The 26,434-nt window shown below is 70.5% G+C and carries 22 protein-coding genes; 13 read left to right on the top strand and 9 right to left on the bottom strand.

From position 1 onward, the window contains the following. Window positions 1-108: 108 nt before the first annotated feature. The 3 genes from eccD to B0I28_RS27725 all read left to right on the top strand — a co-directional run bounded on the left by eccD (window position 109) and on the right by B0I28_RS27725 (window position 4,119). Window positions 109-1,512: a type VII secretion integral membrane protein EccD gene (gene eccD, locus B0I28_RS25710; RefSeq protein ID WP_181245972.1), complete on the top strand. Its 1,404-nt coding sequence runs from the start codon at window positions 109-111 to the stop codon at window positions 1,510-1,512. 36 nt (window positions 1,513-1,548) lie between these two features. Next, a complete protein-coding gene (eccB, locus tag B0I28_RS25715; protein WP_106366733.1) occupies window positions 1,549-3,135 on the top strand; it encodes a type VII secretion protein EccB in 1,587 nt (528 codons plus the stop codon). Window positions 3,136-3,264: 129 nt separating this feature from the next. Then, entirely contained in the window at window positions 3,265-4,119 is an 855-nt protein-coding gene (locus B0I28_RS27725) for a hypothetical protein (RefSeq protein WP_219926992.1), read from the top strand. 59 nt (window positions 4,120-4,178) lie between these two features. Here B0I28_RS27725 and B0I28_RS25725 read toward each other — a convergent pair whose 3' ends face one another. Together B0I28_RS25725 and B0I28_RS25730 are read right to left on the bottom strand one after the other, a co-directional pair. Next, entirely contained in the window at window positions 4,179-4,952 is a 774-nt protein-coding gene (locus tag B0I28_RS25725; RefSeq protein ID WP_106366734.1) for an SGNH/GDSL hydrolase family protein, read from the bottom strand. Window positions 4,953-5,112: 160 nt separating this feature from the next. Beyond that, the gene (locus tag B0I28_RS25730) at window positions 5,113-5,916 is read right to left on the bottom strand and encodes a GntR family transcriptional regulator (protein ID WP_181245973.1); all 804 of its coding nucleotides are present in this window, start codon (window positions 5,914-5,916) and stop codon (window positions 5,113-5,115) included. Window positions 5,917-6,141: 225 nt separating this feature from the next. On the opposite strand from B0I28_RS25730, the gene B0I28_RS25735 reads away from it, so the two are divergent. The 10 genes from B0I28_RS25735 to B0I28_RS25780 all read left to right on the top strand — a co-directional run bounded on the left by B0I28_RS25735 (window position 6,142) and on the right by B0I28_RS25780 (window position 16,988). Further along, on the top strand, window positions 6,142-7,044 hold the full coding sequence (locus tag B0I28_RS25735; RefSeq protein ID WP_106366736.1) for a transporter substrate-binding domain-containing protein: 903 nt from the start codon (window positions 6,142-6,144) through the stop codon (window positions 7,042-7,044). Window positions 7,045-7,056: 12 nt separating this feature from the next. Beyond that, complete coding sequence (gene ehuC, locus B0I28_RS25740; protein WP_106366737.1) at window positions 7,057-7,779, top strand: ectoine/hydroxyectoine ABC transporter permease subunit EhuC; 723 nt, start codon at window positions 7,057-7,059, stop codon at window positions 7,777-7,779. After that, window positions 7,779-8,450: an amino acid ABC transporter permease gene (locus B0I28_RS25745; protein ID WP_106366738.1), complete on the top strand. Its 672-nt coding sequence runs from the start codon at window positions 7,779-7,781 to the stop codon at window positions 8,448-8,450. Before ehuC ends, B0I28_RS25745 begins: the two co-directional genes overlap by 1 nt. 4 nt (window positions 8,451-8,454) lie before the next feature. Beyond that, entirely contained in the window at window positions 8,455-9,240 is a 786-nt protein-coding gene (ehuA, locus tag B0I28_RS25750) for an ectoine/hydroxyectoine ABC transporter ATP-binding protein EhuA (RefSeq protein WP_106366792.1), read from the top strand. Window positions 9,241-9,433: 193 nt separating this feature from the next. Continuing rightward, window positions 9,434-10,117 (top strand): potassium channel family protein, encoded by a 684-nt coding sequence (locus B0I28_RS25755; protein ID WP_106366739.1) that lies wholly within the window; start codon window positions 9,434-9,436, stop codon window positions 10,115-10,117. Beyond that, window positions 10,114-11,460, top strand: coding sequence for a TrkH family potassium uptake protein (locus tag B0I28_RS25760; protein ID WP_106366740.1), 1,347 nt, complete (start codon window positions 10,114-10,116; stop codon window positions 11,458-11,460). The genes B0I28_RS25755 and B0I28_RS25760 overlap by 4 nt, the downstream gene beginning before the upstream one ends. A gap of 91 nt (window positions 11,461-11,551) precedes the next feature. Continuing rightward, complete coding sequence (locus B0I28_RS25765) at window positions 11,552-13,966, top strand: sensor histidine kinase (RefSeq protein WP_106366741.1); 2,415 nt, start codon at window positions 11,552-11,554, stop codon at window positions 13,964-13,966. Window positions 13,967-13,977: 11 nt separating this feature from the next. Continuing rightward, window positions 13,978-14,382, top strand: coding sequence for a roadblock/LC7 domain-containing protein (locus tag B0I28_RS25770; RefSeq protein ID WP_106366742.1), 405 nt, complete (start codon window positions 13,978-13,980; stop codon window positions 14,380-14,382). A gap of 228 nt (window positions 14,383-14,610) precedes the next feature. Then, window positions 14,611-16,287, top strand: coding sequence for an aa3-type cytochrome oxidase subunit I (gene ctaD, locus B0I28_RS25775; RefSeq protein WP_106366743.1), 1,677 nt, complete (start codon window positions 14,611-14,613; stop codon window positions 16,285-16,287). 146 nt (window positions 16,288-16,433) lie between these two features. Continuing rightward, window positions 16,434-16,988, top strand: coding sequence for an isochorismatase family protein (locus B0I28_RS25780; protein ID WP_106366744.1), 555 nt, complete (start codon window positions 16,434-16,436; stop codon window positions 16,986-16,988). Window positions 16,989-17,041: 53 nt separating this feature from the next. Here B0I28_RS25780 and B0I28_RS25785 read toward each other — a convergent pair whose 3' ends face one another. The 7 genes from B0I28_RS25785 to B0I28_RS25815 form a co-directional block, all read right to left on the bottom strand. Beyond that, complete coding sequence (locus B0I28_RS25785) at window positions 17,042-18,289, bottom strand: hypothetical protein (RefSeq protein WP_106366745.1); 1,248 nt, start codon at window positions 18,287-18,289, stop codon at window positions 17,042-17,044. Continuing rightward, on the bottom strand, window positions 18,286-18,846 hold the full coding sequence (locus B0I28_RS25790; RefSeq protein ID WP_219926994.1) for an RNA polymerase sigma factor: 561 nt from the start codon (window positions 18,844-18,846) through the stop codon (window positions 18,286-18,288). The genes B0I28_RS25785 and B0I28_RS25790 overlap by 4 nt, the downstream gene beginning before the upstream one ends. 109 nt (window positions 18,847-18,955) lie before the next feature. Continuing rightward, window positions 18,956-19,723, bottom strand: a complete 768-nt coding sequence (locus B0I28_RS25795; protein WP_106366747.1) for an isoprenyl transferase — start codon at window positions 19,721-19,723, stop codon at window positions 18,956-18,958. Between the two features lie 98 nt (window positions 19,724-19,821). Next, on the bottom strand, window positions 19,822-21,675 hold the full coding sequence (locus B0I28_RS25800) for a phosphoenolpyruvate carboxykinase (GTP) (protein WP_106366793.1): 1,854 nt from the start codon (window positions 21,673-21,675) through the stop codon (window positions 19,822-19,824). A gap of 604 nt (window positions 21,676-22,279) precedes the next feature. Next, complete coding sequence (locus tag B0I28_RS25805) at window positions 22,280-22,834, bottom strand: hypothetical protein (RefSeq protein WP_106366748.1); 555 nt, start codon at window positions 22,832-22,834, stop codon at window positions 22,280-22,282. A 95-nt stretch (window positions 22,835-22,929) separates the two neighbouring features. Continuing rightward, window positions 22,930-23,604 carry an ABC-2 transporter permease gene (locus B0I28_RS25810; RefSeq protein WP_106366749.1) on the bottom strand — a complete coding sequence of 225 codons (675 nt, stop codon included), beginning with the start codon at window positions 23,602-23,604 and terminating at the stop codon, window positions 22,930-22,932. Between the two features lie 34 nt (window positions 23,605-23,638). Beyond that, the gene (locus B0I28_RS25815; RefSeq protein WP_181245979.1) at window positions 23,639-26,323 is read right to left on the bottom strand and encodes an FtsK/SpoIIIE domain-containing protein; all 2,685 of its coding nucleotides are present in this window, start codon (window positions 26,321-26,323) and stop codon (window positions 23,639-23,641) included. Between the last annotated feature and the right edge of the window lie 111 nt (window positions 26,324-26,434).

The raw sequence follows: 26,434 nt of genomic DNA on the forward strand, positions 1-26,434 counted from the left end.
CTAACAGGGTAGAACCGCATCGCCACTCGGGCGGTACACCGGCCGTGGCATGCGGGATTTATCCTTTTACAGTCCCCCCGATTCCGACCCGACCCGGAGGTTCGCGCGGTGAGCACCAAGTCGGCCACCCTCTCCAGGGTGACGATCGTCAGTCCTCGCACCAGGATCGACCTCGCATTGCCCTCTGACATCCCCCTGTCCGACCTCCTGCCCACGATCCTGCACCAGGCCGGCGAGTACTACATCGACGAGGCCGGCGACAACGGCGGCTGGATCCTCTCGCGGCTCGGCGACGACGCCCTGGACACCGGGCACTCCTGCTCGCAGCTGTCGATCAGCGACGGCGAGATGCTGTACCTGAACCCGGCCGACGCGGCCAAGCCCGAGATCGTGTTCGACGACGTCATCGACGCCGTCGCCACCGCGACCGAGCAGCGCGGCAACCGCTGGGACCACCTCGCGACCAAGCGCTTCAGCGTCGGCGTCGGCACCGCCGCCCTCGGCGTCGGCGCGATCGCGCTCCTGCTGACCGGCCACCTCGCGAGCGCGATCGTGGGCCTGTCGATCGCGCTGATCCTGGTCGGCGCCTCGGCGCTGCTCTCGCGCGCCGTCGGCGACTCGCGGGCCGCCACCTACTTCGGCGTCACCGCCGTCCTGTACTCCGGCGTCGGCGGGCTGCTCATCGTCGCGGGCGACCGCGGCCTGTTCGACCTCGAAGGCCCGCACGTGCTCATCGCGGCCTCCGCGATCCTGCTGTTCAGCGTCCTCGCGATGGTGGCCGTCGGCGACATGGCCTCGGCCCCGGTGTTCATCGTGACGATCCTCGGCTCCGTGGTCCTCGGCGTCTCGACCGCGCTCATGATGATCATCCCCGACGGGACGGCCGCGACCGCCGCGGGCATCGCCGCGCCGCTGGCCCTGGCGATCCTCCCGGCCGCGCCGCGCCTGTCGCTGACCATGGCGATGGTGCCGACCCCGACGCTCCCCACGACCACCGAGGAGCTGAAGGAGGGCGACACCGAGGCCATCGACGGCAAGCGGATCCTCAAGCTCTCCGAGCACGCCGGGAACTACCTGGAGGCCCTGTACTCCTTCGCGGCGGTGACCGGACTGGTCTCGGCGATCGCGCTGGCGTTCTCCGGCACGATGCCGGGCCTGATCCTCGCGACGATCCTGTCGCTGGTGCTCCTCAGCCGCGCCCGCACGGTCGAGGACCGGCCCGCGCGCATCGTGATGCTCACCGGCGGCATGGGCGGCCTCGCGGCCACCCTCGCGGCGGTGTTCGTCGCCAGCGGCGACAGCATCCTGGTGCGGCTGACCGTGATCCTCGGCGTGCTGACGCTGCTGACGCTCATCGCGATGGTCTACGGCCTGGCCGTGGCCGGCAAGAAGATCGCCCCCACGTGGGGCCGCAGCCTCGACATCATCGAGGCGCTGCTGATCGTGTCGATCCTGCCGCTGGTCGGCTGGGTCTGCAACCTCTACGAGATCGCGCTGTCGCTGCGGGGCTAGCCCCGACACCCCCTTCGACCTGAGAGGCGAATTCCAATGCCACAGATGCGCTCCCGCCGCGAGCAGGTGGACGCACACAAGTTCATCACCTCGCGGATGAACCAGGCGCTGGTGCTGGCGAACCCCGACTCGGTGGAGCGGCCGCTGCGGCGCATCGGCGTCTCGATCTTCGCGTCGGTCATGGTGCTGGCGCTCGTCTTCGGCGGCTTCGCGATCGCGACGCTGTTCGGCAAGGGCAACGACCTGCCCGAGTTCAACCACATCATCCAGGTCAAGGGCACGTCCGCGATCTACGTCTACACGACCGCGGACGGCCAGGACCCGTCGGAGACCAACCCCGCGAAGCTCTGGCCGGTCACGAACTTCACGTCGGCGCTGCTGCTGCTCAAGCCCTACCAGGGCGACCCGCCGGTGCAGACGCTGAAGCCCACGTCGCTCAAGGACATCCCGCGCGGGTTCATGGTCGGGATCGACAACGTCCCGGCCCAGCCCCCGGCCGTGGAGGAGCTCCTCCAGGACCAGGACTGGAACGCGTGCTCGATGCCGCGCGAGATCGGCAGCACCGAGACGCACCAGCTCACGCAGCTGGTCATCCAGGACATGGAGGCGCCCACGTCGTGGCTCGGCGACGAGCAGTGGGTGCTGGCCAAGGTCGCCGAGGACGCCGAGGAAGGCGAGGAGCGGTACTACCTGCTGTGGAACGACCGCAGCTACCCGATCAACGACATCGGAGTGCTGAACTCGCTGGGCCTGAACGCGAACCAGGCCGTGCCGGTCAACGAGAACGTGATGAACACGATCCTTCCGGGCTCGGCCCTGGAAGTCCTGCCGGAGCCGTACTTCACGCAGCCCTCCGAGGAGGGCGTCCAGTCCGAGAGCGGCGCCACGATCGCCTACGGCCAGCCGCTGGAGATCGCGGGCGCGTTCTACACGCTGCTCAAGACCAGCGACCAGGGCGACGAGTTCGCGCCGATCACCGAGGTCCAGAAGGACCTGCTCCAGGCGAAGTACAACACCCCGGTGACGGTGAGCCCGACGGTGCGCGACTCGATCGGCGCGCAGGCGACCTTCGGCGACGCGCTCTTCCCGACCACGGTCCTCAGCGACGCGGTGTGGGCCCCCGAGGGCTCCCGCCCGGCGCTGTGCGCGACGTACGACCCGACCGACCAGGAAGAGGGCCAGACCGATATCCGGATCGGCCTGTACGACTCGGCGCCGAAGACGCTGACGGACGCGGCGGAGTCGGTCGAGTTCACCGAGGACGGCGACATCCACTCCAGCGTCGAGAACCTGGCCGCGCAGACGGTCCTGGCGCCGGGGCGCGCGGTGCTCGCGGACTCGCGCACGAACGGGGGCGCGACGGTGAAGAGCAACACGTACCTGATCGACAGCCTCGGGTTCCAGTTCGGGATCGTCGACGAGGGCCAGACCGACTCGACGCAGGCCCTCCTGGGGTACGGCGACGTGGCGTCCGTGTCGGTGCCAGACGAGATGATCAAGATGATCCCGCGGGGCGCCGACCTGAGCCCGTTCGAGGCCCGCAAGCAGCTGGTGATCGACGACAGCACCGTGTCGCGCTACGAGACCGAGGAGGAGTCCCCCGCCGAGGGCGAGGGGGGCTGACGCATCGTGCACGCCTGTGCCGCCGGGGGCCTTCGGGTTCCCGGCGGCTTTGGCGTTTTCTGGGGATTCAGGGAGGGTCCGCACGTGTTAGCCTGGCGCGACACACTCCCGACAAAACGAGGAACCGTCATGTCCTACCCGCCGCAGCCGGGGTTCGACCCGAATCAGCAACCTCCGTACGGCCAGCAGCCCGGGTACGGTCAGCAGCCGGGATACGGGCAGCAGCCCCAGCAGCCCGGGTACGGCTCCCAGCCGCAGCAGCCTGGTTACGGCCAGCAGCCCGGCTATGGGCAGCAGCCGGGGTACGGCCAGCAGCCGCAGCAGCCCGGATACGGCGCTCAGCCCGGGTACGGGCAGCAACCTCCGGGATACGGCCAGCAGCCCGGCTACGGCGCGCTGCCGCCCGCGCCGAAGTCGAAGACCCCGCTGATCCTCGGGATCGGCGGCGGCGCGGTCGTGCTGATCATCGCGATCGTCCTGCTCGTGCTGAAGCCGTGGGGTGGCGGCTCGGGCGATGCGCCCTCGGCCGGGGACTCCCCCGAGGTCGTGGCCGAGAACTTCCTCCAGACCATGGAGGCGCTGTTCACCGCCGCCGCGGCCTCCGACGCGGACGCCGCGGCCGGGGTGGTCGAGGACCTGCGCGCCTTCGTGTGCGCCGATGCCCAGCCCGCGATCGACGAGCTGTCGACCACGATCGAGTCGGGCTTCGACCCGAGCCAGTACGAGTCGATGGGCGTGGAGACGCCGCCGGAGGTCGACCCGAACTTCTCGTACGAGGTCACCGGTTCGAGCGAGGAGGGCGACACCGCCACGGTCGACTTCTCGATGAGCTACACGTACGCGTTCCCCGAGTACGACGACGACTTCAACTTCACCGGCTGGTCCGAGGAGACCTACGACGGCTCCGAGTCCGTCGAGATGGCGAAGGAAGAGGGCGTCTGGAAGATCTGCGACCAGTCCATGATGGACATGGGCGGCGAGTAGCCCGAAGACGCGCGAAGGCCCCGGCTCGGTTCGAGCCGGGGCCTTCGCGCGTCGGCGCCTCAGACGAGGGCGTCCAGCAGCGGGTAGTAGCCGTCGCGCTGGCCGGCGGCGTTGGGGTGGTAGGACTCGCCGATCGGGTAGGAGATCCCGTTGAGCCACTCGGTGTCGTCGCAGACGGCGTGGCCGTCGAAGGCGTCGCGCACGTCGATGTAGTCGAAGCCGTGGCTCGCGGCGACCTGGCCGGTGGTGGTGGCGAGGAGGTCGGCGGCGGCGTTGAGCTGGGACTGCTCGCCGGGGCTGATGCGGGTGATGGCGTTGCACTCCTCGCCGTTGAACAGGCGCGGGTAGCCGAGGACGACGACCTGCGCGTTCGGCGCGGCCGACTCGATGGCGTCGTAGACGGCGTGGAGCTTGGCGGGGAGCTGGTCGCGGATGAACGCCTCCGCGTCGTCGATCTCCTCGTCGCAGGTCCACGGGTACGGGTAGGCGCACTGCTGGACCACTCCGGCCCAGCCGGTGTCGTTGCCGCCCACGGTGATCGTCACCAGGTCGGTCGAAGCGGAGAGCGAGCCGAGCTGCTTGGAGAGGACGTCGCCGGTCTTCGCGCCCGAGCAGGCGGCGAACTCCAGGTCGGCGCCCGCGGCGTCGGCGAAGAGCGACGGGTAGGCGGACTCGGAGCGGGAGCACCCGCTCCCGTCGTCGATGTACGAGCGGGTGCCCACGCCGGAGGCGTAGGAGTCCCCGAGGGCGACGTACTCGATGGTCTGGGCCTGGGCGGCGCCGCTGGTCAGCGCCAGGAGCGACACGACGGCGACAGCGCACGCTGCCGCCATTGTGGAGATTCGCCGGGGGAGGGACATTATGGGCTCCGTCTCGAATTTTGTCCGAACTGGGAGCTTTAGTTATATCGGCTGCACCGACCGCAGTCCAGCAACGGAACATGCCAAGTCGGGAAATTTACTTCGTTCGATACCCCGTGGGCGGCAGGGGTTTTCAGAGCCCTTCGGGGAGGTCGAGGCGGTCCAGCGGCTGCGGCTCGTCGGGGGTCTCGGCGAGCAGGCGGTCCGCTTCGTCCTCTTTGGCGTCCTCGGGTTCGGCGAGGAGCCGCCGGACCTCGGCTTCGAGGTGGGCGCGCATGAGGATGCCGAAGCGCTCGCCGTCGTCGGCGGCGAGAGCCTCGACGAACGCGACGTGCTCGGGGACGAGGTCGCGGTGGACCTCGAAGTGCTCGAACATCGAGAAGGTGCACAGGCGCGTCTCGATGAGGAGCGTGCCGAGCATCCGCGCGAGGCGCAGCGACCCGCCCCACCCGGCGAGGACCCGGTGGAAGTCGAGGTAGGCGTCGCCGAGGGCGCGGGCGTCGTCCTTGCGCAGGGCCCGCTGCATGCGCTTGACCTCGGCGCCGAGCTCGGCGAGGACGGTGCGGCGGTCGGCGGCGGCGAGGGTGAGGATGCGCCGGCCCAGCTCGGGCTCGATGGTGGCGCGGAGCCAGTGGATGTCGCGCACGTCCTCGGGCGTCATGGTCTTGACGGCGAGGCCGCGGCGGCGCGGGATGACGAGGAGCCCTTCGGCGGTGAGGCGCTGCATGGCCTCGCGCAGGGGCCCGCGGCTGACGCCCAGCTGGTAGGCGAGCTCGGCCTCGCCGAGGACGGTGCCGGGCGGGAGCGAGCCGTCGACGACCGCTTCGCGGAGCCGCTCGGCGATGAGGTCCACCGTCGAGGTGCGGCGCACGGGGGCGAGCCGCCCTACCTTGCGGTTGCCTTCGAGGCCGCTCAATCCGCTGCTGCGAGTCGCCACGTGTGTCCGATTCCCCTCTGTCTCTTCTGGGCAGCATCTTACTGCCGACCCGTACACCACGTTCCGCGTCGTGCCCCGGTTGCGGGTCCGGCGGGGATGTCGCGCGGGCCGCTCCGGATTGCTTGCGCTTTCGTTATCGAACGTCGATAATCAGATTGTCGACAAACTTACAATAGAACGTTAGGGTCGGCAAGACACCCGAGTCCGACTCAGGAGGCGACCAACGTGTCGAACGAATTGCATCTGAACCGCCGTCATCTGCTCCTCGGCAGCTCAGCGGGGGCGGCCGCCCTCGCGCTGGGCGCCTGCTCGCGGACGGACGGCGGCGGTGACGGAGGACTGCTCGGCGAGGCGCAGGACGGCGGCACCATCCGCGTGGCCTACGCCGACGAGGCCCCCTACGCGTACACCGGCGACGACGGCGCCGTCACCGGCCAGTCGGTGGACACCCAGGTCTACCTGCTGGACCAGCTGGGCATCAAGGCCGACCAGATCGAGTGGAAGCTCACCGAGTGGGACTCGCTCATCACCGGCCTGGGCACCAACCACGACATGGTCATCGCCGGCATGTACATCACCCCCGAGCGGTGCGAGGCCGTGGCGTTCGCGAACCCCGACTACGTGATGCCCGACGCGCTCATGACCATGGCCGGGAACCCCGGCGGGTACACCGACTTCAACACGATGGCCGAGGGCGACGGCGTCATCGGCGTCATGAACGGCACCAGCGAGCACGAGATCGCCGACAAGACCTTCGGCGAAGACCGCATCAACGTGCAGGCCAACCTCGACTCGCTCATCCTCGAACTCAAGGCCGGCCGCTGCGACGCCATCGCGCTCACCAGCGCGAACCTGCGCCTCGCCGCCGAGTCCGACCCCGAGGTCGAGGTCTCCGAGGGCTTCTGGCTCATCGACCCCGACACCGGCGAGGACATCATCGGCGCCGGCGCGGCCGTGTTCCAGCCCTCCGACTCCGACTTCCGCGACGCGGTCAACGAGGAGCTCGACAAGCTCCTCGCGGACGACGCGAAGTGGGAGGAGCTGACCAGCCCGTACGGCTTCACGCTCGACGAGAACCACCCCGAGGGCCTCACGGCCGAGGACCTCTGCCCGGACACCTACCAGTAGGAGGCGGGTCCAATGGACTTCCAAGCGGTCATCGAATCACTCCCCCGATACGGAGAACCGCTCCTGGTCACCGTCGGCGTCACCGTGGCGTCGGCGGCGCTGGCCCTCGTGCTCGCGTTCGGCCTCGGGCTCATGACGGGCTCCAGGCACCTCGCGGTGCGCACCCCGGCGCGCGTGTTCGTGGAGTTCTTCCGCGGCTCGTCAGTGGTGGTGCAGCTGTTCTGGTTCGCGTTCGCGATGCCGGTGGTGCTGGGCATCCAGTTCGACTACCTGATCGTCGCCGGGATCATCGCGCTCGGGTTCAACTACGGCGCCTACTCGTCGGAGGTGGTGCGCGGCGCCATCGCGGCGGTCCCCAAGGGCCAGCTCGAAGCTGCCACGGCCCTGAACCTCACCCCGCTCCAGAAGCTGCGGCTCGTGGTGCTCCCCCAGGCGTGGCCGGAGATGATCCCCTCGCTGTGCGCGTTCGCGATCATGCTGCTCAAGGCCTCGGCGCTGGTGTCGGTCATCGGCGTCCTCGACATCACCTGGCTGGCGGGGCTCCTCGGCAAGCAGCCGGGGCAGGACCGGCTGCTGCATTACGCGGTCGTCCTGGTCATCTACTTCGTGCTCGCCTGGCTCATCTGGACCGGGATGCGGGCGCTGGAGCGCCGCGCCAAGCGCGGGCTCGGCATCGAGGCGAAGGTGCAGAAGGGCCGCCTGGCCCCGGCCGTCGCGGCTGGAGGCGTCGACTGATGCAGACCGGTTGGAGCAACGAGACCCTCCGGGAGATCTTCCCGGCCATCTGGGACGGCTTCATCGTGGTCCTCCAGGTCACGCTCGTGGCCGGGATCATCGCGATCGTCGTGGGCCTGCTCGTCGCCATCGGCGAGCGGAACGGGCCGGCGTGGCTGCGCAGGCCGCTGTCGCTGGTCTTCCAGTTCATCCGCAACACCCCCCTGCTGGTGCAGGTGCTCATCGTCTGGACGGCGACGAGCCTCTACATCAACCCCGACTGGAGCGCCTTCGCCGTCGGCTCGACGGTGCTGGGCCTCCACTACGCGTCCTACACCTCGGAGTCCTACCGGGCGGGGATCGACGCGATCCCCAAGGGCCAGTGGGAGGCGGCGACGGCGCTGAACCTCCCGTCCCACCGGGTGTGGGGCGCGATCGTCCTCCCGCAGATGGCGCGCCGCTCGGCGGCGGCCGTCGGCAACTGGATCATCGCCATGTTCAAAGAGGTGCCGACCCTGTTCATCATCGGCGTCATGGAGATGATCGCGGAGGCACGGGCCTTCCAGGGCCAGCACTACACCGGCGCCGTCGAGGGCTACACCCTCGCCGGGCTGCTGTTCCTCGCCGCCTCGTACCCGGTCGCGGTCGCGATGCGCAGATTGGAGAACCGTCTTGCCAAGTCCAACTTCTGAACCCATCATCGAGTTCGATCGCGTGGACAAGTCGTTCGGGGACTTGAAGGTCCTCGACGAGCTGAGCTTCCGGGTCGACCCGGGCGAGCGCGTGACGCTCATCGGGCCCTCCGGGTCCGGGAAGACCACGATCCTGCGGCTGCTGATGACGCTGGAGACGGTGACGCCGAAAGCGGATCCGGAAGCCGACGGCGGCGTCGTGTGGGTCGAGGGCCGGCCCTACTCCCACATGGAGAAGAAGGGGAGGCTCGTCCCCGCGAACGAGAAGTGGCTGCGCCAGCGCCGCTCGCGCGTCGGGATGGTCTTCCAGCAGTTCAACCTGTTCCCGAACATGAAGGTGCTGCGCAACGTCACCGAGGCGCAGGTCCACGTCGCGGGCCGCTCCAAGGAGGAGGCCGAGGCCAAGGCCCTGTCCCTGCTCGACCTGGTGGGCCTGGCCGACAAGACCGGCGAGTACCCCTCGCGCCTGTCGGGCGGCCAGCAGCAGCGCGTGGCGATCGCCCGCGCGCTCGCGATGGACCCCGACATCCTGCTGCTCGACGAGGTGACGAGCGCGCTCGACCCGGAGCTCGTCGCCGACGTGCTCGCGGTCCTGCGCGACGTCGCCGCGACCACGAGCATCACGATGCTGTGCGTGACCCACGAGATGGGCTTCGCGCGGGACGTCTCGGACCGCGTGATGATGTTCGACAGCGGCCGGATCGTCGAGCAGGGCCCGCCCGAGGCGATGTTCTCCGAGCCGCAAGAAGCGCGCACTCAGGACTTCCTCAGAGCCGTTCTCGCGGAGTAGGCTTGGGATCTCCTCCATCCTTGGAGAGTGTTAGGGGTGTTCGAGGGGGGCGGTCATGAGGGGTTATCGACCGCCCTCCTCATTCCTTTGCCCGGACCGGGCGCCCTCTCGGCGGCGCGGCGCCCGCGGGGTGCGGGCGGGTGGCAGAATCAGTCTTCGTGTCAGCACCTGATCCAGTCCGGGGGATGCGCGGATGAACCTGTTCGGCCGGGGCGAGAACAACCTCCCCGAGGAGTCCATCGCGGTGATCGGCCTGGGCCGCTTCGGGTCCGCGGTCGCCGAGTCGCTCACCCGCCTGGGCCACGAGGTCCTCGCGATCGACGAGCGGCCCGAGATCGTCCAGCGCGCCTCCGAGACCCTCACGCACGTCGTGCAGGCCGACTCCACCGAGTCGGCGGTCCTCGTGCAGCTGGGGATCGGCGAGTTCGACCATGTCGTGGTGGCGATCGGCACGGACATCGAGGCGAGCGTCCTCACCGTCCTGGCGTGCGAGGAGGCCGGGGTCCGCGAGATCTGGGCGAAGGCCATCAACGCCAAGCACGGCCAGATCCTGCACCGCACCGGCGCCCACCACGTCGTCTACCCCGAGTGGGCGATGGGCGAGCGGGTCGCGCACCTGGTGAGCGGGCGGATGCTCGACTTCATCGAGTTCGACGACGGCTTCGCGATCGTGAAGACCAAGGCGCCCACCGAGGCGGTGGGGAAGACCCTCGCCGAGTCGCGGCTGCGCTCGAAGTACGGGGTCACCGTCGTCGGCGTGAAGCAGCCCGACCGGGACTTCACGTACGCCACGCCCGAGACCGTGGTCTCCGAAGGGGACACCCTCATCGTCTCCGGCGCGACCACCAAGGTCGAGGCGTTCGCCTCCACCACATGATCCCGAAGGTCAAGGCGTTCTTCCGCCACCCGGGCCGCCTCATCCCGCTGCTGTTCATGGGCGTGATCCTGGCCGGGACGCTGCTGCTCCTGCTGCCGGTCGCGCACCTGGGCGACAACCGCACCTCGTTCGCCGACGCGCTGTTCACGTCCACGTCGGCGGTGTCGGTGACCGGCCTGGCCGTGGTGGACACGCCCGTCCACTGGTCGTGGTTCGGGCAGTTCGTCATCATGCTGCTGTTCCAGATCGGCGGCTTCGGGATCATGACGAGCGCGGTCCTCATGGCCCTGCTCGTCACCCACAAGCTGGGGCTGCGCACGAAGCTCGCGACGCGCATGGAGGTCAGCCAGGCCCTGAACCTCGGCGACTTCAAGGCGATCCTGCTGCGCACCATCGTGTTCTCGCTGATCTGCGAGGCGATCATGGCGCTGGCGCTGGCGATCCGGTTCTCCACGCTGGACTTCGGGCTCGGCGACGCGGTCTGGTACGGCGTGTTCCACTCGGTGAGCTCGTTCAACAACGCGGGCTTCGCGCTGTTCTCGGACTCGCTGATGAGCTACGCGACCGACCCGTGGATCTGCGTGCCGGTCGCGCTCGGGTCGATCCTCGGGGCGCTCGGCATGCCCGTGATCTACGAGGTGACGCGCCGCCACTGGGGGCGGCGCCAGTGGTCGGTGCACACGAAGCTCACGCTCATCGGGTCGGCGATCCTCATCGTCGGCGGCTGGGCCGCGTACCTGGTGATCGAGTGGTCGAACCCGGCGACGTTCGGGCAGTGGCCCTGGTACGACCGGATCCTGCCCGCGTTCTTCCAGTCGGCGATGGTGCGCGCCTCGGGCTTCAACTCGATCGACGTCGGCGCGATGCGCGAGGACTCGCTGCTCGCCTCGATCATCCTGGCGTTCATCGGCGGCGGCTCGGCCTCGACGGCGGGCGGTATCAAGGTCACCACGTTCTTCCTGCTGCTGCTGGTGATCTGGGCGGAGGTGCGCGGGGAGCCGGACGTGACGGTGTTCCGCCGCCGCATCGACCCGCCGGTGATCCGCGAGGCGCTGACGGTGGCGCTGGTGTACGTGGCGTGCAACGCGTTCGGCGTGTTCCTGATGCAGCGGTTCGAGCCGCACATCGACCTGACGTCGATCATGTTCGAGGTCACCAGCGCGTTCGCGACGATGGGCCAGTCGACCGGCATCACGTACGACCTGTCGGAGCCTTCGGTGTGGCTGTTGACGATCGCGATGTACACGGGCCGCGTCGGACCCGTGCTTTTCGCCGCGTCGCTGGCCCTTCGTACACGAAAACGGCTATACCGGTACCCTTCGGCGCGCCCGCTCGTGGGGTGAGCCCCGCCTCAACTGCCCCTGCGACGACAAGCGAAGATGGTGTCCAGCACGCCGCCACGCGGATCGTCGCCCCCAGAAAGGACGCCCCCCGATGTCCCGTAAAGCCCGGCAGCGCACCAGTCGTCTCCCCATCCGGATGCAGTTGATGCTCCCGATCGCCGCGGCGCTCATGGGGATGCTGGTGCTCGGGCTGTTCCAGACCGTCAGCGTGTGGGACGAGTACCAGAACGCGACGGACGCCGAGGTGCTCGCGGGGCTGTCCGCGGATCTGAACGACGCCCTGGAGGCGCACCGCATGGAGGCGGGGCCGCTGGTGGAGTCGGTGATCAACGGGGGCGGCGGCCAGTTCGACTCGGCGGTGGCCCGCCGCGAGACCGACTGGGCGTTCGACCGGCTGGAGGAGGCGGCGCCGGGGGTGACCTCGCGCTTCCCCGATCTCGAGGACGACCTGGAGTCGCTGTTCACGAAGGCCGAGGGCCTGGAGACGGCGCGCGCGGCCTTCGACCGGCTGGCCTCGGGGGAGGCCGACTTCACGGACGACGACGTCGCCGACGCGTACCTGGTGTACCGGGACGTGGCGAACAAGATCGTGTCGATCGCGGCGATCCTGCCGCGCATGGTGGACGACGCGGGCGTCGCCGCGCACCTCGACTCGCTGGCGGCGCTCATGCAGGCCAGCCGGATCGCCGCGGAGATCCAGTTCACCGTCTCCACGGACCTGGTGAGCCTCGGCGAGGCGCAGGCGGTCGTGGTGGGGCGCGCGGAGCTGTCGAACGTGGCGTACCTGTCGGGGAACTTCGACCGGCAGATCACCGAGTTCCAGGCGAACGCGTCGTCGGAGACGAGCGCGGTCTACAAGGCGGCCATGGACTCCGAGGACATCGAGACCGCGCAGGAGGCCCTCGGGGTGTACGTGCGCGGGAACGTGCCGACGATCAGCCCGCAGGACTTCTCGAACGCGCAGGGGTCGATCATCGCGGCGCTGGACACGAGCCAGGAGTCGGTGCTCGACGCGATGCAGGTCGACGTGGACGAGATCCGCGACGCCTCCTCGCGGACCCTGCTGACGACGTTCGCGCTGGTGATCGTGCTGGCCTTGACGTCGATCATCTCGGCGGCGATGCTGGCCCGCCGCATCAGCCTCCGCGTCGACGGCGTCCGCGAGGCGACGCTGACCGCGGCGTACGACACGCTGCCGAAGACGGTGGCGGCGGTGTCGCAGGCGGCCAACGCCGACGAGGTGGACCGGCTGCTCCAGACGGCGAAGCGGCAGACGGTGATGAGCACGGACTCGCGGTACGCCGACGAGCTCGACTCGCTCGCGGAGGCGTTCAGCGCCGCGCACCACCAGGCGCTGCGCCAGACCGCGAACCAGGCGCTGCTGCGCATCGACGTCGAGGCGATGATGAAGACGCTCGCGCGCCGCGGGCAGAGCCTCATCCGCCGCCAGCAGCAGGTCATGGAGTCCCTGGTGGAGCAGTCGCCGGACCACGCGGTCCCGGACGAGTGGCGCTCGGTCTACCACCTGCTGGCGCGCATGCGCCGCAACGAGGAGAACCTGCTGCTCCTGGCGGGCGGGGACCCGCAGCGCCGCTACAACCACCCGGCGAACCTGGACACGATCATCCGCGACGCGGTCGCCGAGATCGAGGACGCGGGCCGCGTCATGGTCGAGAACCAGGTGTCGGCGCGGCTGGAGACCAAGCCGGCCGGGGACCTGGTGCGCATCCTCGCGGAGCTGCTCGACAACGCGGCCGCGTACTCGCCGCCGACGCAGTCGGTGCGGGTGACGTCGCGCCGTTCGGGTTCGGAGATCGTCATCTCGATCGCCGACGACGGCATCGGCCTGGCGCCGGAGCCGATGGCGGCGATCAACCGCCGCCTGGCCGAGCCGACGCAGCTGAACTCGGAGCTGACGGCGACGATGGGCCTCCTGGTGGTGGGGCGGCTGGCCGCGGAGCACTCGGTGAGCGTGCAGCTGCACTCGACGATGGGCAAGGGCACGCTGGCGCTGGTGCGGATTCCGGCGAGCGCGCACGCGGAGGACCCGGTGGGCCTGTCGCCCGACCAGGGTTCGGCGGCGCGGCTGGCGCTGTCGGCGCGGGCGGCGAACCTGCCGGTGACCGGGACGGGCGCCGAGGCGGCCGGATCGGGCGCCGTGGAGCCGATCGTGCCGCGCCCGCGCAAGGCCGGCCCGGCCCCCGAGCCACGCCCCGTAGCTGGGGGAACACTCAACGGAAGCAAGCCGGTGGCGGCCCCTGCGGGCCCCGCTCCCGAGACGCTGGATGTTACCTTCAGGAAGGTGAACCGAGCACTCGAAAACTCCGGCAGGACCAACGGCGCCGAACTGCCCCGTCGCGCGCCGGGCTCCCGACTGCTCCCCGGCTCCGTCCCCAGTGCCCGGCAGGGCGGCGGCGCCGATCTCGACCCGGCGGAGATCCGGGACCGGCTCGCCGGTTTCGCCTCCGGCATCGCGGCGGCCGCCGCGCACGAACAACGCCAATAGAAAGCAGCGAGATGGATAGCAAGGACAAGAACGTCGGTGAACTCGACTGGCTCCTGACCTCCTTCGTGGAGAAGGTGCCGGACGTCTCCGAGGCGCTCACGGTGTCCGTCGACGGCCTCGCCATCGCCGCGTCCCGCGGCCTGTCGACGGACCGGGCCGACCAGCTCGCCGCGATCACCTCGGGCCTGGCGAGCCTGACGACGGGGGCCGCGAAGGTCCTCGACGCGGGCCGCATCCGCCAGTCGGTGATCGACATGGACGAGGGCGTGCTGCTGCTCATGGCCGTCGGCGACCGGGCCCAGCTCGCGGTCCTCGCCAACGCCGGCTGCGACCTCGGCCAGGTCGGCTACGAGACCGCGCTGCTGGTGAAGCGGGTCTACGCCGCGCTCGAACCCGATGCGCGCGGCGGGGTCTGAACCACCGCGTAGGAGATTGCTCACCCGCGCCGGGCCGCGCCCATCGACGGCCCGCGCGGGGCGTCCCACCGCTATGACGTGTCGTGTATTCGACCTGCGACAACCACTGAGCGCCCATCACATGCTCACGCTGCGCCACGCCGCTGAGGCTGCGCCCCTCCGCGTAGGCGGCGTTTCACGGGGCTATGCTGCGTTCGCTACCTGGAAATGAATCATGGAGGCCCACAGGTGACCACGGTTGAGCCGAAGCTTGAGCCAACGCCTATCGTCGCGCGTCCCTGGCCGGTGCGCCGCGAGCCCAAGGGCTCCTGGCTCGCCCGCACGCTCCGCACGACCGACGCGAAGCAGATCGGCCTGCTCTACTTCGTGACGTCGTTCGCGTTCTTCGCGATCGGCGGCGTCCTGGCCCTGCTGATCCGCGCGGAGCTGTTCCAGCCCGGACTCCAGATCGTGTCCTCTGAGCAGTTCAACCAGCTGTTCACGATGCACGGCACCATCATGCTGCTGATGTTCGCGACCCCGATCGTGTTCGCGTTCGGCAACTACCTGGTGCCGCTCCAGATCGGCGCCCCCGACGTCGCGTTCCCGCGCCTCAACGCGTTCGCGTACTGGCTGTACCTGCTCGGCTCGACCCTCGCGGTCGCCGGCTTCGTCACCCCCGGCGGCGCGGCCTCGTTCGGCTGGTTCGCGTACCAGCCGCTGTCGAACGCCGTGAACTCCCCCGGGATCGGCGCGGACATGTGGTTCGTGGGCCTGTCGATCTCCGGTGCGGGCACGATCCTCGGCGCCGTCAACATGATCACCACGATCGTGACGATGCGCGCGCCGGGCATGCTCATGTTCCGGATGCCGATCTTCACGTGGAACATCCTCATCACCAGTCTGCTGATGATCCTGGTCTTCCCGATCCTGTTCGCCGCGCTGCTCGCCGTCATGGCCGACCGCACGCTCGGCGCGCACGTGTTCGACGCCGACACCGGCGGCGCGATCCTGTGGCAGCACCTGTTCTGGTTCTTCGGCCACCCCGAGGTGTACATCGTGGCGCTGCCGTTCTTCGGCATCGTCTCGGAGATCTTCCCGGTGTTCAGCCGCAAGCCGATCTTCGGCTACAAGACGCTCGTCGCCGCGACGCTCGCCATCGCGGGCCTGTCGATGGCGGTGTGGGCGCACCACATGTACGCGACCGGCGCGGTCATGCTGCCGTTCTTCTCGCTCATGACGTTCCTCATCGCGGTCCCGACCGGTGTGAAGTTCTTCAACTGGATCGGCACGATGTGGAAGGGCCAGTTGACGTTCGAGGCCCCGATGCTGTTCAGCATCGGCTTCCTGGTGACGTTCCTCCTCGGCGGCCTCTCGGGCGTCCTGCTCGCCAGCCCGCCGGTGGACTTCCACGTCTCCGACTCGTACTTCGTGGTCGCGCACTTCCACTACGTGCTGTTCGGCACGATCGTGTTCGCGGTCTACGCCGGCGTGTACTTCTGGTTCCCGAAGGTCGCCGGGCGCATGTACGACGAGCGCCTCGCGAAGGTCCACTTCTGGCTGACGTTCATCGGCTTCCACACGACGTTCCTGGTGCAGCACTGGCTGGGCGCCGAGGGCATGCCCCGCCGGTACGCCGACTACCTGGAGTCCGACGGGTTCACGACGCTGAACATGGTCTCGACGATCGGCGCGTTCATCCTCGGCCTGTCGACGCTGCCGTTCATCTGGAACCTGTTCAAGTCCTGGAAGGCCGGGCGCGTCGTGGAGACGAACGACCCGTGGGGCTACGGCGGCTCGCTCGAATGGGCGACCAGCTGCCCGCCGCCGCTGCGCAACTTCGACCGCCTCCCGCGCATCCGCTCGGAGCGCCCCGTCTTCGACGAGAAGTGGGGCCACCTGGTCAAGGAGGTCAAGGGCCACTAGCCCGCGATCTCGCATGAAGGCCCGGGAGCTGCGGCTCCCGGGCCTTTCGCCTGCACGGATCGTATTTCCTATAGGAAATAGGATCTACGATCCGCCGCCCTCGCACTGCCCTTGAGGTGCCCCGCCGTTGGCAATAGGATCGAGGCATGAGCCGGGCACTGATCGTGGTAGACGTCCAGAACGACTTCTGTGAGGGAGGGTCGCTGCCGGTCGCGGGCGGCGCGGCCGTCGCGGCGGCCGTCACCGACCTCATCAAGGCCGCCCCGGGCCGGTGGGACCACGTGGTCGCCACCCGGGACTGGCACATCGACCCGGGCCTGCACTTCTCCGCCGAGCCGGACTTCCGCGACTCGTGGCCGCCGCACTGCGTGGTCGGCACGGCCGGGTCGGGCTTCCACCCGGATTTCGACCACACGCTCGCCGAGGCCGTGTTCGACAAGGGCGCCTACGAGGCCGCCTACTCGGGGTTCGAGGGCTCCTCGGGCGAGACCGGCCTCGCCGAGTGGCTGCGGACCCGCGACGTGGACGCGGTCGACGTCGTCGGCATCGCCACCGACCACTGCGTGCGCGCCACGGCCCTCGACGCGAAGGCCGAGGGCTTCGCGGTCACGGTGCTCCTGGAGTACACGGCCGCGGTCGCCGAGGAGACGCGGGCGAAGGCGCTCGCGGACTTCGAGCAGGCGGGCGTGGCCGTCGAGTAGACCTGCGCGGACGGGCCGGGGCTGGTGCCCCGGCCCGTCCGGCGTCCCGCCCGTCAGGACGTGGGCATGTCGTCGACGATGATCGACGTGTCGTCGTAGTCGTTCTCGCCGTCGGGGTCGAACACGAACCCGTCGACGCTGTACGCGACCGGCCGCATCCACACCGAGAAGTACAGGCCGCCGGCCTGCTCGTCGCCGTTCCAGTCGTCGAACGGCTCCGGGGTCAGCGTCCACTCCATGGTGGTCGAGTCGCCGGGGACGAGCGGTTCGAGGACCGCGACGCCCTGGATCTCGCCGTTGCACTCGGGCACCGTCTCGGGGCCGTCGGTCCCGAGGCTCTCGCTCGCGCACATCGCCAACTGGATCGCCTGCGACTCGTGGCCGCCGTCGTTGGCGACCGTGACGGCCGCGGTCCAGGTCCCGTCCCCGTTCGCTGTCTTCTCGACCGAGACCGCCAGGTCGGTGACGCCCCACAGATACGCGTCGGCGGTCACGTCGGCGAGCTCCTCCCTCGTGCGGTAACGGAAGACCTCATAGTCGAGCTCGATCTCCAGGTACCTGCCCGTGGGCTCCTGCTCGGGCACCAGGAGCAGCACGCCCGCGGTGGCCGCGGGCGCGATGTCCCACAGCGCGAAACCGGAGTCGCCGACGGCGATCTCTTCGGTGACCTCCCAGCCGCCGTCGCCGTCCCCGGCGACGACCACGGCCTGGCGGATCGTCTGCTCGCTCGGGGTGCACCCGAACAGCGCGACGGCCCGCACCGGGCCGCCGTCCTCCAGGGTCGTGTGGACGACCTTGAGGAGCCGGACCGGACCGGCGTCCACGTCAGGGAACCACTGGCCGCTCTCGGGGTCGGGCGTGCCGTCCGAGGGGCGGGCCGGGGCCGTCGGGCACGACGAGTCGTAGACGGACCCGAAGGAGGGCAGGTCGATCTCGGCGCCGACGAGGTCGCCGAAGGTCGGCAGGGCCGGGTCCTCGACGTCGGACTCCTGGCCCTGCGGGACCGCCCCGGTGCCGGTGCCGCCCTCGGCGGGCGAGGTCTCCGCGGTGGAGGTCTCGTCGGTGGTCTCCTCCGCGGGCCGCGGGTCGACCTCCTGGCCGTTGGACTCCTGGAGCCACCAGACCGCGGGCACGGCCACGATGAGCGCGGCCAGGGCGGCGGCCAAGGCGCCCTTGGTGGTCCGGCGGCGCCGCACCCGGCCGTGGATGACGGCGGAGTCGACGGGGTCGACCATGAGTTCCGCGGCGTGGGCGAACTCGGCGAACGCCTCTTCGAAGAGGGACTCGTCTGGCGTGCTCATCGCTGCTCCATCTCGTCTTGGACGGTGAGTCGGCCCGCGAGCGCGGCCTTCCCCCGAGTGAGCCAGGAGCGGACGGTGGCTTCGGCGACGCCTTCCTGCTCTGCGATCTCGGCGACGGTCAGGCCCGCCATGTACCGGAGGATCACGGCTTTGCGGTGGTGCTCGCCGATCCCGGCGAGCGCGCGCATCAGGTCGACGCGGTCGCCGTCCGGCGCCTTCTCGTGGGTCTCGCGCTGCCGGTTGAGGAACCGCTGCACGACGCCGCGGCGGCGCAGGTGGCTGGTGGCGAGGTTCCAGGCCACGCGGCGCACCCACGCGGTCGGGTTCTCGTACTCGCGCACTTTCCTCCAGCGGGCGAGCGCGCGGCAGAACGCTTCGGCGACCAGGTCCTCGGCTTCGGCCCGGTCGCCGGTGTACGCGAAGATCTGGCCGGTGATGACGCGGACGTTGGCGGCGTAGAAGTCGTCGAATTCGAGGCTGGCGCGCATCGGCAGCAGCTGCGCGGCGGCGCCTCCTCCTTCCCCTGGTGGAGCAGGGCTGTCGCGGGTGGGCGTCATAGGGGCTCCTCGGCTACGGTGCTGCGGCTTGGGGTCCGCATGAGATACACGAGCGCCGGGAGGGCGTTGACGCACTCCTGTGTGGAGTTCTAGTTCACAGTTTGGGGATTCACTTGCCGTAGCGGCGGTCGCGGGTGGCGAAGGAGCGGACGGCGCGGAGGAAGTCGACGCGGCGGAAGTCGGGCCAGTTGGAGTCGCAGAAGTAGAACTCGGAGTATGCGGACTGCCAGAGGAGGAACCCGGAGATGCGCTGCTCGCCGGAGGTGCGGATGACGAGGTCGGGGTCGGGCTGGCCGGTCATGTAGAGGTGGCGGGCGATGGAGTCGGCGTCGATCGCTTCGGCGGCCTGTTCGAGGCTGGCGCCGGCGGCGGCCTGTTCGAGCATGAAGGAGCGGACGGCGTCGGCGATCTCGCGCTGGCCGCCGTAGCAGACGGCGAGGTTGACCTGCATGCCGCGCTTGTCGGCGGTGCGCTGCTGGGCGTGCTTGAGGGCGTTCTGGTGGTCTTCGGGGAGGAGGTCGAGGGCGCCGACCATGCGCAGCTGCCAGGGCTGGTCGCCGTCGGAGAGTTCGCCGGCGAGTTCGTCGATGATGTCGAGGAGGGGGTCGAGCTGGGCTTTGGGCCGGGAGAGGTTCTCGGTGGAGAGGAGCCAGATGGTCACGTGCTCGACGCCGAGTTCGTCGCACCAGCCGAGGAAGCGCTCGATGTGCTTGGCGCCGGCGCGGTGGCCGTCGTTGGGGTCGGTGAGGCCCATGTCGCGGGCCCAGCGCCGGTTGCCGTCGACCATGACGCCGATGTGCCTGGGCAGCGGCTGTCCGGTCAGCTCGCGTGCGAGCCGACGCTCGTATATCCGGTAAAGCAGGTTCGAGATCGCCACAACCGGCAATTGTAGGCTCCTCGAATTTCACGGCTCGCGAGCTTCGCCGTGGCCGGGGCCTTCGCGGCCCCGGCCGTGCCCGTTCCGGGGGTGTGCGGCTATCCGTCGAGTCGCTGCTTGAGGGCGTCGAGTTCGGCCCACAGGACGGCGGGGAGGCGGTCGCCGAAGCGGGCGAACCAGCTTTCGACGAGCGGGACCTCCTCGGCCCATTCGGCGGGGTCGACCTTCAGGGCCGCGGCGAGGTCGTCGCGGTCGAGGTCGAGGCCGTCGGTGTCGATCGCGCCCGGGGTCGGGCAGTGCCCGATGGGGGTCTCGACGGCTTCGGCGCGGCCTTCGAGGCGTTCGACGACCCATTTGAGGACGCGGGAGTTCTCGCCGAAGCCGGGCCACAGGAAGCGCCCGTCGTCGCCGCGGCGGAACCAGTTGACGTAGAACACCTGCGGCAGGAGGGCCTCGTCGGCGGCGGCCTTGCCCATCTCGATCCAGTGCCCGAAGTAGTCGGCGGCGTTGTAGCCGATGAACGGGAGCATCGCCATGGGGTCGCGGCGGACGACCCCGACCTTGCCGGTGGCGGCGGCGGTGGTCTCGGAGGAGAGGGTCGCGCCCATGTACACGCCGTGGACCCAGTCGCGGGCCTGGGCGACGAGCGGGACGGTGGTGGCGCGGCGGCCGCCGAACAGGATCGCGTCGATGGGGACGCCGCGCGGGTCGTCGTACTGGTCGGCGAGGACCGGGCACTGCTTGATGGGCGTGCAGAACCGGCTGTTGGGGTGGCTGGACGGCTCCTCGGAGTCGGGGGTCCAGTCGCGGCCCTTCCAGTCGATGGCGTGGGCCGGGGGCTCGCCCATGCCCTCCCACCAGATGTCGCCGTCGTCGGTGAGGGCGACGTTGGTGAACAGGGTGTGGCCCTGCTCGATGGTGCGCATGGCGTTGGGGTTGGTGCGGTAGTCGGTGCCCGGGGCGACGCCGAAGAACCCGTACTCGGGGTTGGAGGCCCACAGGCGCCCGTCCTCGCCGAAGCGGAGCCAGGCGATGTCGTCGCCGAGGGTCTCCACTTTCCAGCCGGGGATGGTCGGTTCGAGCATGGCGAGGTTGGTCTTGCCGCAGGCCGAGGGGAACGCGCCGGTCACGTGGTAGACCTTGCCCTGCGGGCTGGTGAGGCGCAGGATGAGCATGTGCTCGGCGAGCCAGCCCTCGTCCCTGCCCATGGCGGAGGCGATGCGCAGCGCGTAGCACTTCTTCCCGAGGAGGGAGTTGCCGCCGTACCCGGACCCGTAGGACCAGATCTCGCGGTCGCCGGGGAAGTGGGAGATGTACTTCGTCTCGTTGCACGGCCACGGGACGTCGGCCTGGCCGGGGGCGAGCGGGGCGCCCACGGAGTGGAGGCACTTGACGAAGTCGGCGTCGGGGCCCATCTTCGCGAGGACCTCGGTGCCCATGCGGGTCATGATGTGCATCGACGCGGCGACGTACGCGGAGTCGGTGAGCTCGACGCCGAACATCGGCTTGTCGGCGTCGAGGGAGCCCATGCAGAACGGGATCACGTACATGGTGCGCCCGCGCATGGAGCCGCGGTAGAGGCCGGTCATGGTCTCGCGCATGTAGTCGGGCGCGGTCCAGTTGTTGGTGGGGCCGGCGTCCTCGGGGTCCTCGGAGCAGATGAAGGTGCGCTCTTCGACGCGGGCGACGTCCCCGGGGTCGGTGCGGGCGAGGAACGAGTCGGGTTTGGCGGGGACCGGGACGAGGGTCCCGAAGGCGACGAGCTCGCCGGTCAGGCGCTCCCATTCGGCCCGGGAGCCGTCGCACCACACGATCCGGTCGGGGTCGGTGAGCTCGGCGACCTCCCCGACCCAGGCGAGCAGCCGGTGGTGGCGGGTGGGCGGGTCGCTGAGGCCCGTGTTGGGGTCGGCGGCGGACGCCGTCGGTTCGGCGGCTGCGGTGGCGACTTCGATGCTCACGGTGGCTCCTTCGGTCGGCTTCTGGGCACGGACGCGGGCGCTCCGGCCGGGGCCGGTCCTTCGGACGCTACGGGAACGGGCGCGAACGCGCAGGAACTCGTGCGTGATTGCACGGGCGTTGAACAGGCGCTCCGCCTGCCGGAAATGATCTTGTGCGCATTCGGGCTCGCAGCAATCACAAATACCTGTTGATCCTGCGTCACCGAGCAGAACCGATCATGGAAGGCAGAATTTGACCGCTGCTCTCAACTAACGCGATCGGTTTCGATCATGGAACGAGCGCGTTAGATCGCCGCCGCGAAACGGTTACAGGCCCGCGACGGGCGGCATTTGCCGTGAACGGCCACACCGGGGGGCGTCTTGGGTGAAGATGCACAGCAGCACCGATCTACCGCAGGCACGCAGGGTCGAACCATTTGGAGACGTCGATGGCGCACCGTGAACCGGAACCGCAGCAGGGCCGCAATAAGGCCGGGGTCGTGGCGTTCGCGGTCGCGCTCGCCGCGGTCCTGGCGATCGTGCTGGTGTACTTCCTCATGCGCTGAACACGAAGAACGGGCGGGGACGCGTCGCGTCCCCGCCCGTTCCGTGCTCGAAGTCAGACCGACGGGCCCCGGCGGCGCAGGTCGTCGACGGACAGCATCGCCTCGCGCAGCTCCTTCAGCCAGTCCTCGGCGTGCTGCTCGACCAGCCGCACGCACCACGCCAGCGCGTCCTGCCGCGACGCGGCGACCCCGGAGCCCACGAGCGTGTCGAGGACGAGCCGCTCGGGCTGGCGCAGCCGCGTGGTCACCGGCAGGGACTGGTGCGTGAAGACCATCGTGGTGGACCCGCAGCGCGCCCCCCAGGACGCCTGCCGGTGGTACCGGTACTGGAGCTGCTGCGCGATCTGCACCCGCATGTCGCGGGTGGCCTCCCGGAACCGGGAGATCCGGCCCTCCTCGGTGGCGGCCCGGTCGGACTCGGTGGCGTCCGCGGGGTGGTCCGGGGTCGGCAGCGGGCAGATGATGATCATCTCGTCGCGGTCCACGGTGACCTCGGGCATCCCGGCGATCCAGCCGTCGGGGACGATCCCGTAGATCCAGGCCGGGGCGTCGTCAGTGGACGGCAGCGGGCCGTAGTGCCACGAGCCGGTGTCGTCGATGGCGGCCATTGACGGGTCTCCTCACGTTTCAGGAACGCTCCAGGTGTACCCCATCGAGTCAAGCAGAGCCGATCGAGGGCTCGCAAGCGTCGCACACCCCGCTGTCACAGGCCCCGCATGAAGAACCCCGCGAGCGCGCACACCGCGAACACGGCCGCGCCCACGCACGCGAGCGTCTGCCCCGGCCGCGGGCGCACCCGGTACTGCCACGACAGCCACACCCCGAGCACGACCGGCCCGGCCGCGATCCCCAGGAACAGCGTCAGCGCCGCGAACGCCTGCCGCACCGCCGACCCGTCCGCGCGCAGCACCCCGAGCGCCACCGCGACCGCGAGCGCCCCGGTCGCGGCCCCGATGAGCGCCGCCGTCACCTCGGTGTGGCGGGGCGCCTCGATGGGAAGTTCACCCTGCCGGGCGAGCGACAGCAGCCGCCCCGAGCGCTCCAGCCGCATCCGGACCCGCTCCGCACTGGGCTCCGGATCGGGCTCCCCGGCCGAGGGGGTCGGGCCGGTGCGGCGGTGGCCCACGAAGTCCCCGAGGGACCGCCACAGGATCGCGACGGCCTTGTCGGTCTCGGCCACGAGCGTCGCGGCCGCCACGGAGTCCCGGTTCGCCTCGTCCCGCGAGGCCCGGGCCTGGTCGACGGCGGCGGCCAGCCGCGCGGACTCGTCCCGGTAGGCGGCGTCGGCGGCGCGGATCTCGGCGTCGGCGTCGGCGCGGTCCTTGAGGTAGGCGGCGACGGCGTCCGCATAACTCGTGCCGGCGGTGTCGGTCGTCATGGAGTGCTCCTTCTCGGCACGATCCGTGCCGGCGCTAGGGAAGGTCGAGGACGGCCGACGGGTTCGGCAGGAGCGCGGTCGTCCGGTACGGGATGACGACCTGCGGGCCCCGGTGCCGGGCGCGGTCGAAGTAGAGGCCGCGGCGCACCCGCGGGTACCAGGCGGGGCCGCCGGAGGCGGGCGAGAGCGGCGCGAGCTCGGGGCCCTGCACGTCGAGCGCGAGCCACGCGTCGACGGCGTCGAACCTCGCCGAGAACCCGCCGAGGTCCTCGCGCAGCCGCGGCACCGACCGCCACCACCCGAGCGTGTGGAGGTGCCGTTCGGGGCCGTCGATGAGCATGGCGCGCAGGCGGGCCGACCCGGGCGCGTCGAGGCGCGCGGACCCGGCGTCGACGGCGTGGACCAGGTTGAGCCGCAGCGTCCCGTCGCAGCGCGACTCCCAGTCCTTGCACGCCGAGTCGAGGTCGTCGTGCCAGTCGACTTCGGCCCCTTCGGTTTCGAGCGCGGCGGCGAGCGCGAGCGCGGAGGCGGCGGCGTCGGGTTCGAGGCAGCAGATGTCGACGCCGATGCGCTGGCCGCGCTCGTGCGCGCCGCGGGCGGCGGTGAGCGCGGCGGCGGCGAGGATGTCGGCGGCCTCGCCGGTGCGGGTGCCGACGACGGCGAGGTTGCGGCCGGGCGCGCGGTGGAGGGCGAGTTCGGCGCCGCGGGCGGCGACGTCGATGGTCTGGCCCAGGAGCGCGGTCTCGGCGGCGGGGACGGCGGTGGTGAGGTCGGGGACGTGGTCGCCGTCGAAGAGCGCGGGCGGCTCGTTCCCGGGCGGGCGGGCCTCCCAGAGGCGCTGCTGGAGGGGCTCCCAGGCTTCGGCGTGCCCGGCGTTGGGGATGGCGACGATGCGGTTGGCGCCGGTGTGGCCGGACTCGTCGTTGACGACGGCGTGGAAGCGGGCGACGGTGTCGGCGGCGTGGTTGGACTCGGCGAGGACCCTGCGGGCCTTGGGGAGCGCGATGCGCAGCGTGAACTGTGCGACGAGGCTGGGCCGGCCCCAGAGCGCCTCGATCCCGGCGACGTCCTGCGAGGCGAGGACGAGGTGGATGCCCTGGCTGCGGCCGCGGCGGGCGAGGTCTTCGAGGAGCTGCACGGCCTCTTCGGTGACGGCGTCGCGGGCTTCGAGCAGCACCTGGAACTCGTCGACGACGGCGACGATGCGGGGCCAGTGCCCGCCGGGGTCGGCGGCGCGGAGCTCTTCGAGCTTGGTGGCCTCGTGGGCTTTCGCGGCTTCGGCGCGGCGGCGCAGCTCGTCCTTGAGGTGGCGCAGGAGCGCGAGGCCGAACTCGCGGTCGTCGTTGATGTTGACGCCGACGAGGCGCACGTGCGGGAGCCAGGTGGGGTCGCGGCGCCCGGAGGCGAAGCGCGCGAAGGAGACGCCTTCCTTGAAGTCGAGGAGGTAGAGCGCGAGCTCGTCGGGGCTGTACTCGGAGGCGAGTCCGGCGATCCACGCGTACAGGAGGTTGGTCTTCCCGGACCCGGAGGGGCCGCCGACGAGCGCGTGCGGCGGGTTGTCGCCGAGGCTGAGCTTCGCGACGTCCCCGGCGGCGGTCTCCCCGATGGCGGACTGGAGTCCGGCGGCCGACGAAGCGCTCCAGAGCCGCTGCGGCAGCAGGTCCACCAGCCGGGCGGGCTCCTTCCCGGCAAGGTGCTTCTCCGCCACGGCCTTCGCGGCCTCGGTGACGGTGGTGGAAGGCGGCGGCGGGTCGAGTTCGATGGGGGCGCCGGGAAGCGCGGTGGCGGCGGACGCGGTGAGGCGAGGCAGGTCGGCGGGCCCGGCGGTGTCGTCGCCGACGATGACGAGGTGCACCCCGGCGGCGACGCCGGTGCGGCGCAGCCGCGCCAGCTGCGCCTGGTCGTGTGCGGGCCACGCGGCGAGGTCGGCGTTGAGCAGCACGAGCACCCGCCACGGCTCGGGCCGCCGCCCGGTCGCGGCGGCCAGCGCGGCGAGCGAGTCGTGCTCCCCCGCGAGCACTTCGGCGTTGACGCGCCGCACGGTCTCCACAAGCGAGTCCAGCTCTTCCCGCAGCCCCGAGGGACCCACGAACGACAGCAGTCCGGCCTTCCCGAGCGCCGCGAACGCCGACAGCGACCGCCCCAGACGCTCGGGGTCGTACACGTGCAGCCGCACCAGCCCCGCCGGCACACCCCCCACCGCCCGTAGCAGCAGCCCCGGAAGCGCATGCGCCGCATCGGAATCGATCCGCAGATGCGACCGGTCGAGCAGCGGGATCAGCGCAGGCAGTGAGGTCTCGGTCACCGAGGGTCCTGGATTGTCATACCCCCCTGCCACAATGGACGAGCCGGCTGATGCAGTCGAGGCCCCCGGAGGGATCCCTCCGGCGGCAGCGAGGTCATCGCCACTCTCGACCGGAGCGCGCCCGGTCGAGGCGGTCCCCGGCAAGGTGGTGGCGGTGGTGGGTGGGGCGGGGGGAGGGGGGAGGGAGGGCCCCCCGGAAGCCCCAGCAGCAGAGGTAGAAGCAGTCGATTCGCTGTCCGCGATACGGCCCACGCGAAGCAGCGGCGCGGCTCCGCGGGCCAGCCCGGATTCGAGCCGCCATTCAGACCACCGCGCCCCGGCGGCCGCCGGGGCCGCCGCGGCCGCGGCGTCGAGTGCGGCGCGGTGGCCGCCTTCGACGGCGGCGGCCTTGCGCGCTTCAAGAGTCGCGGTCATCTTCTCGTGGATGTGCCGCAGCTGGGTCTGCTTGCGCGTGGCGTCGCCGATGACCTGCTCGGCGCGGCCTCGCTCCGACTCGGCCCGCTCGGCGGTGCGCTCGGCGAGGAG

It is taken from the genome of Glycomyces artemisiae (assembly GCF_003002955.1).
GTDB lineage: Bacteria > Actinomycetota > Actinomycetes > Mycobacteriales > Micromonosporaceae > Glycomyces > Glycomyces artemisiae.

Bases quoted from the DNA above. Each gene is read 5' to 3' on its own strand.
- eccB (WP_106366733.1), top strand. From the start codon at position 1,549: ATGCCACAGATGCGCTCCCGCCGCGAGCAGGTGGACGCACACAAGTTC.
- B0I28_RS27725 (WP_219926992.1), top strand. From the start codon at position 3,265: ATGTCCTACCCGCCGCAGCCGGGGTTCGACCCGAATCAGCAACCTCCG.
- B0I28_RS25725 (WP_106366734.1), bottom strand. From the start codon at position 4,952: ATGGCGGCAGCGTGCGCTGTCGCCGTCGTGTCGCTCCTGGCGCTGACC.
- ehuC (WP_106366737.1), top strand. From the start codon at position 7,057: ATGGACTTCCAAGCGGTCATCGAATCACTCCCCCGATACGGAGAACCG.
- B0I28_RS25745 (WP_106366738.1), top strand. From the start codon at position 7,779: ATGCAGACCGGTTGGAGCAACGAGACCCTCCGGGAGATCTTCCCGGCC.
- B0I28_RS25755 (WP_106366739.1), top strand. From the start codon at position 9,434: ATGAACCTGTTCGGCCGGGGCGAGAACAACCTCCCCGAGGAGTCCATC.
- B0I28_RS25760 (WP_106366740.1), top strand. From the start codon at position 10,114: ATGATCCCGAAGGTCAAGGCGTTCTTCCGCCACCCGGGCCGCCTCATC.
- B0I28_RS25765 (WP_106366741.1), top strand. From the start codon at position 11,552: ATGTCCCGTAAAGCCCGGCAGCGCACCAGTCGTCTCCCCATCCGGATG.
- B0I28_RS25770 (WP_106366742.1), top strand. From the start codon at position 13,978: ATGGATAGCAAGGACAAGAACGTCGGTGAACTCGACTGGCTCCTGACC.
- B0I28_RS25780 (WP_106366744.1), top strand. From the start codon at position 16,434: ATGAGCCGGGCACTGATCGTGGTAGACGTCCAGAACGACTTCTGTGAG.
- B0I28_RS25785 (WP_106366745.1), bottom strand. From the start codon at position 18,289: ATGAGCACGCCAGACGAGTCCCTCTTCGAAGAGGCGTTCGCCGAGTTC.
- B0I28_RS25790 (WP_219926994.1), bottom strand. From the start codon at position 18,846: ATGACGCCCACCCGCGACAGCCCTGCTCCACCAGGGGAAGGAGGAGGC.
- B0I28_RS25805 (WP_106366748.1), bottom strand. From the start codon at position 22,834: ATGGCCGCCATCGACGACACCGGCTCGTGGCACTACGGCCCGCTGCCG.
- B0I28_RS25810 (WP_106366749.1), bottom strand. From the start codon at position 23,604: ATGACGACCGACACCGCCGGCACGAGTTATGCGGACGCCGTCGCCGCC.
- B0I28_RS25815 (WP_181245979.1), bottom strand. From the start codon at position 26,323: ATGACCGCGACTCTTGAAGCGCGCAAGGCCGCCGCCGTCGAAGGCGGC.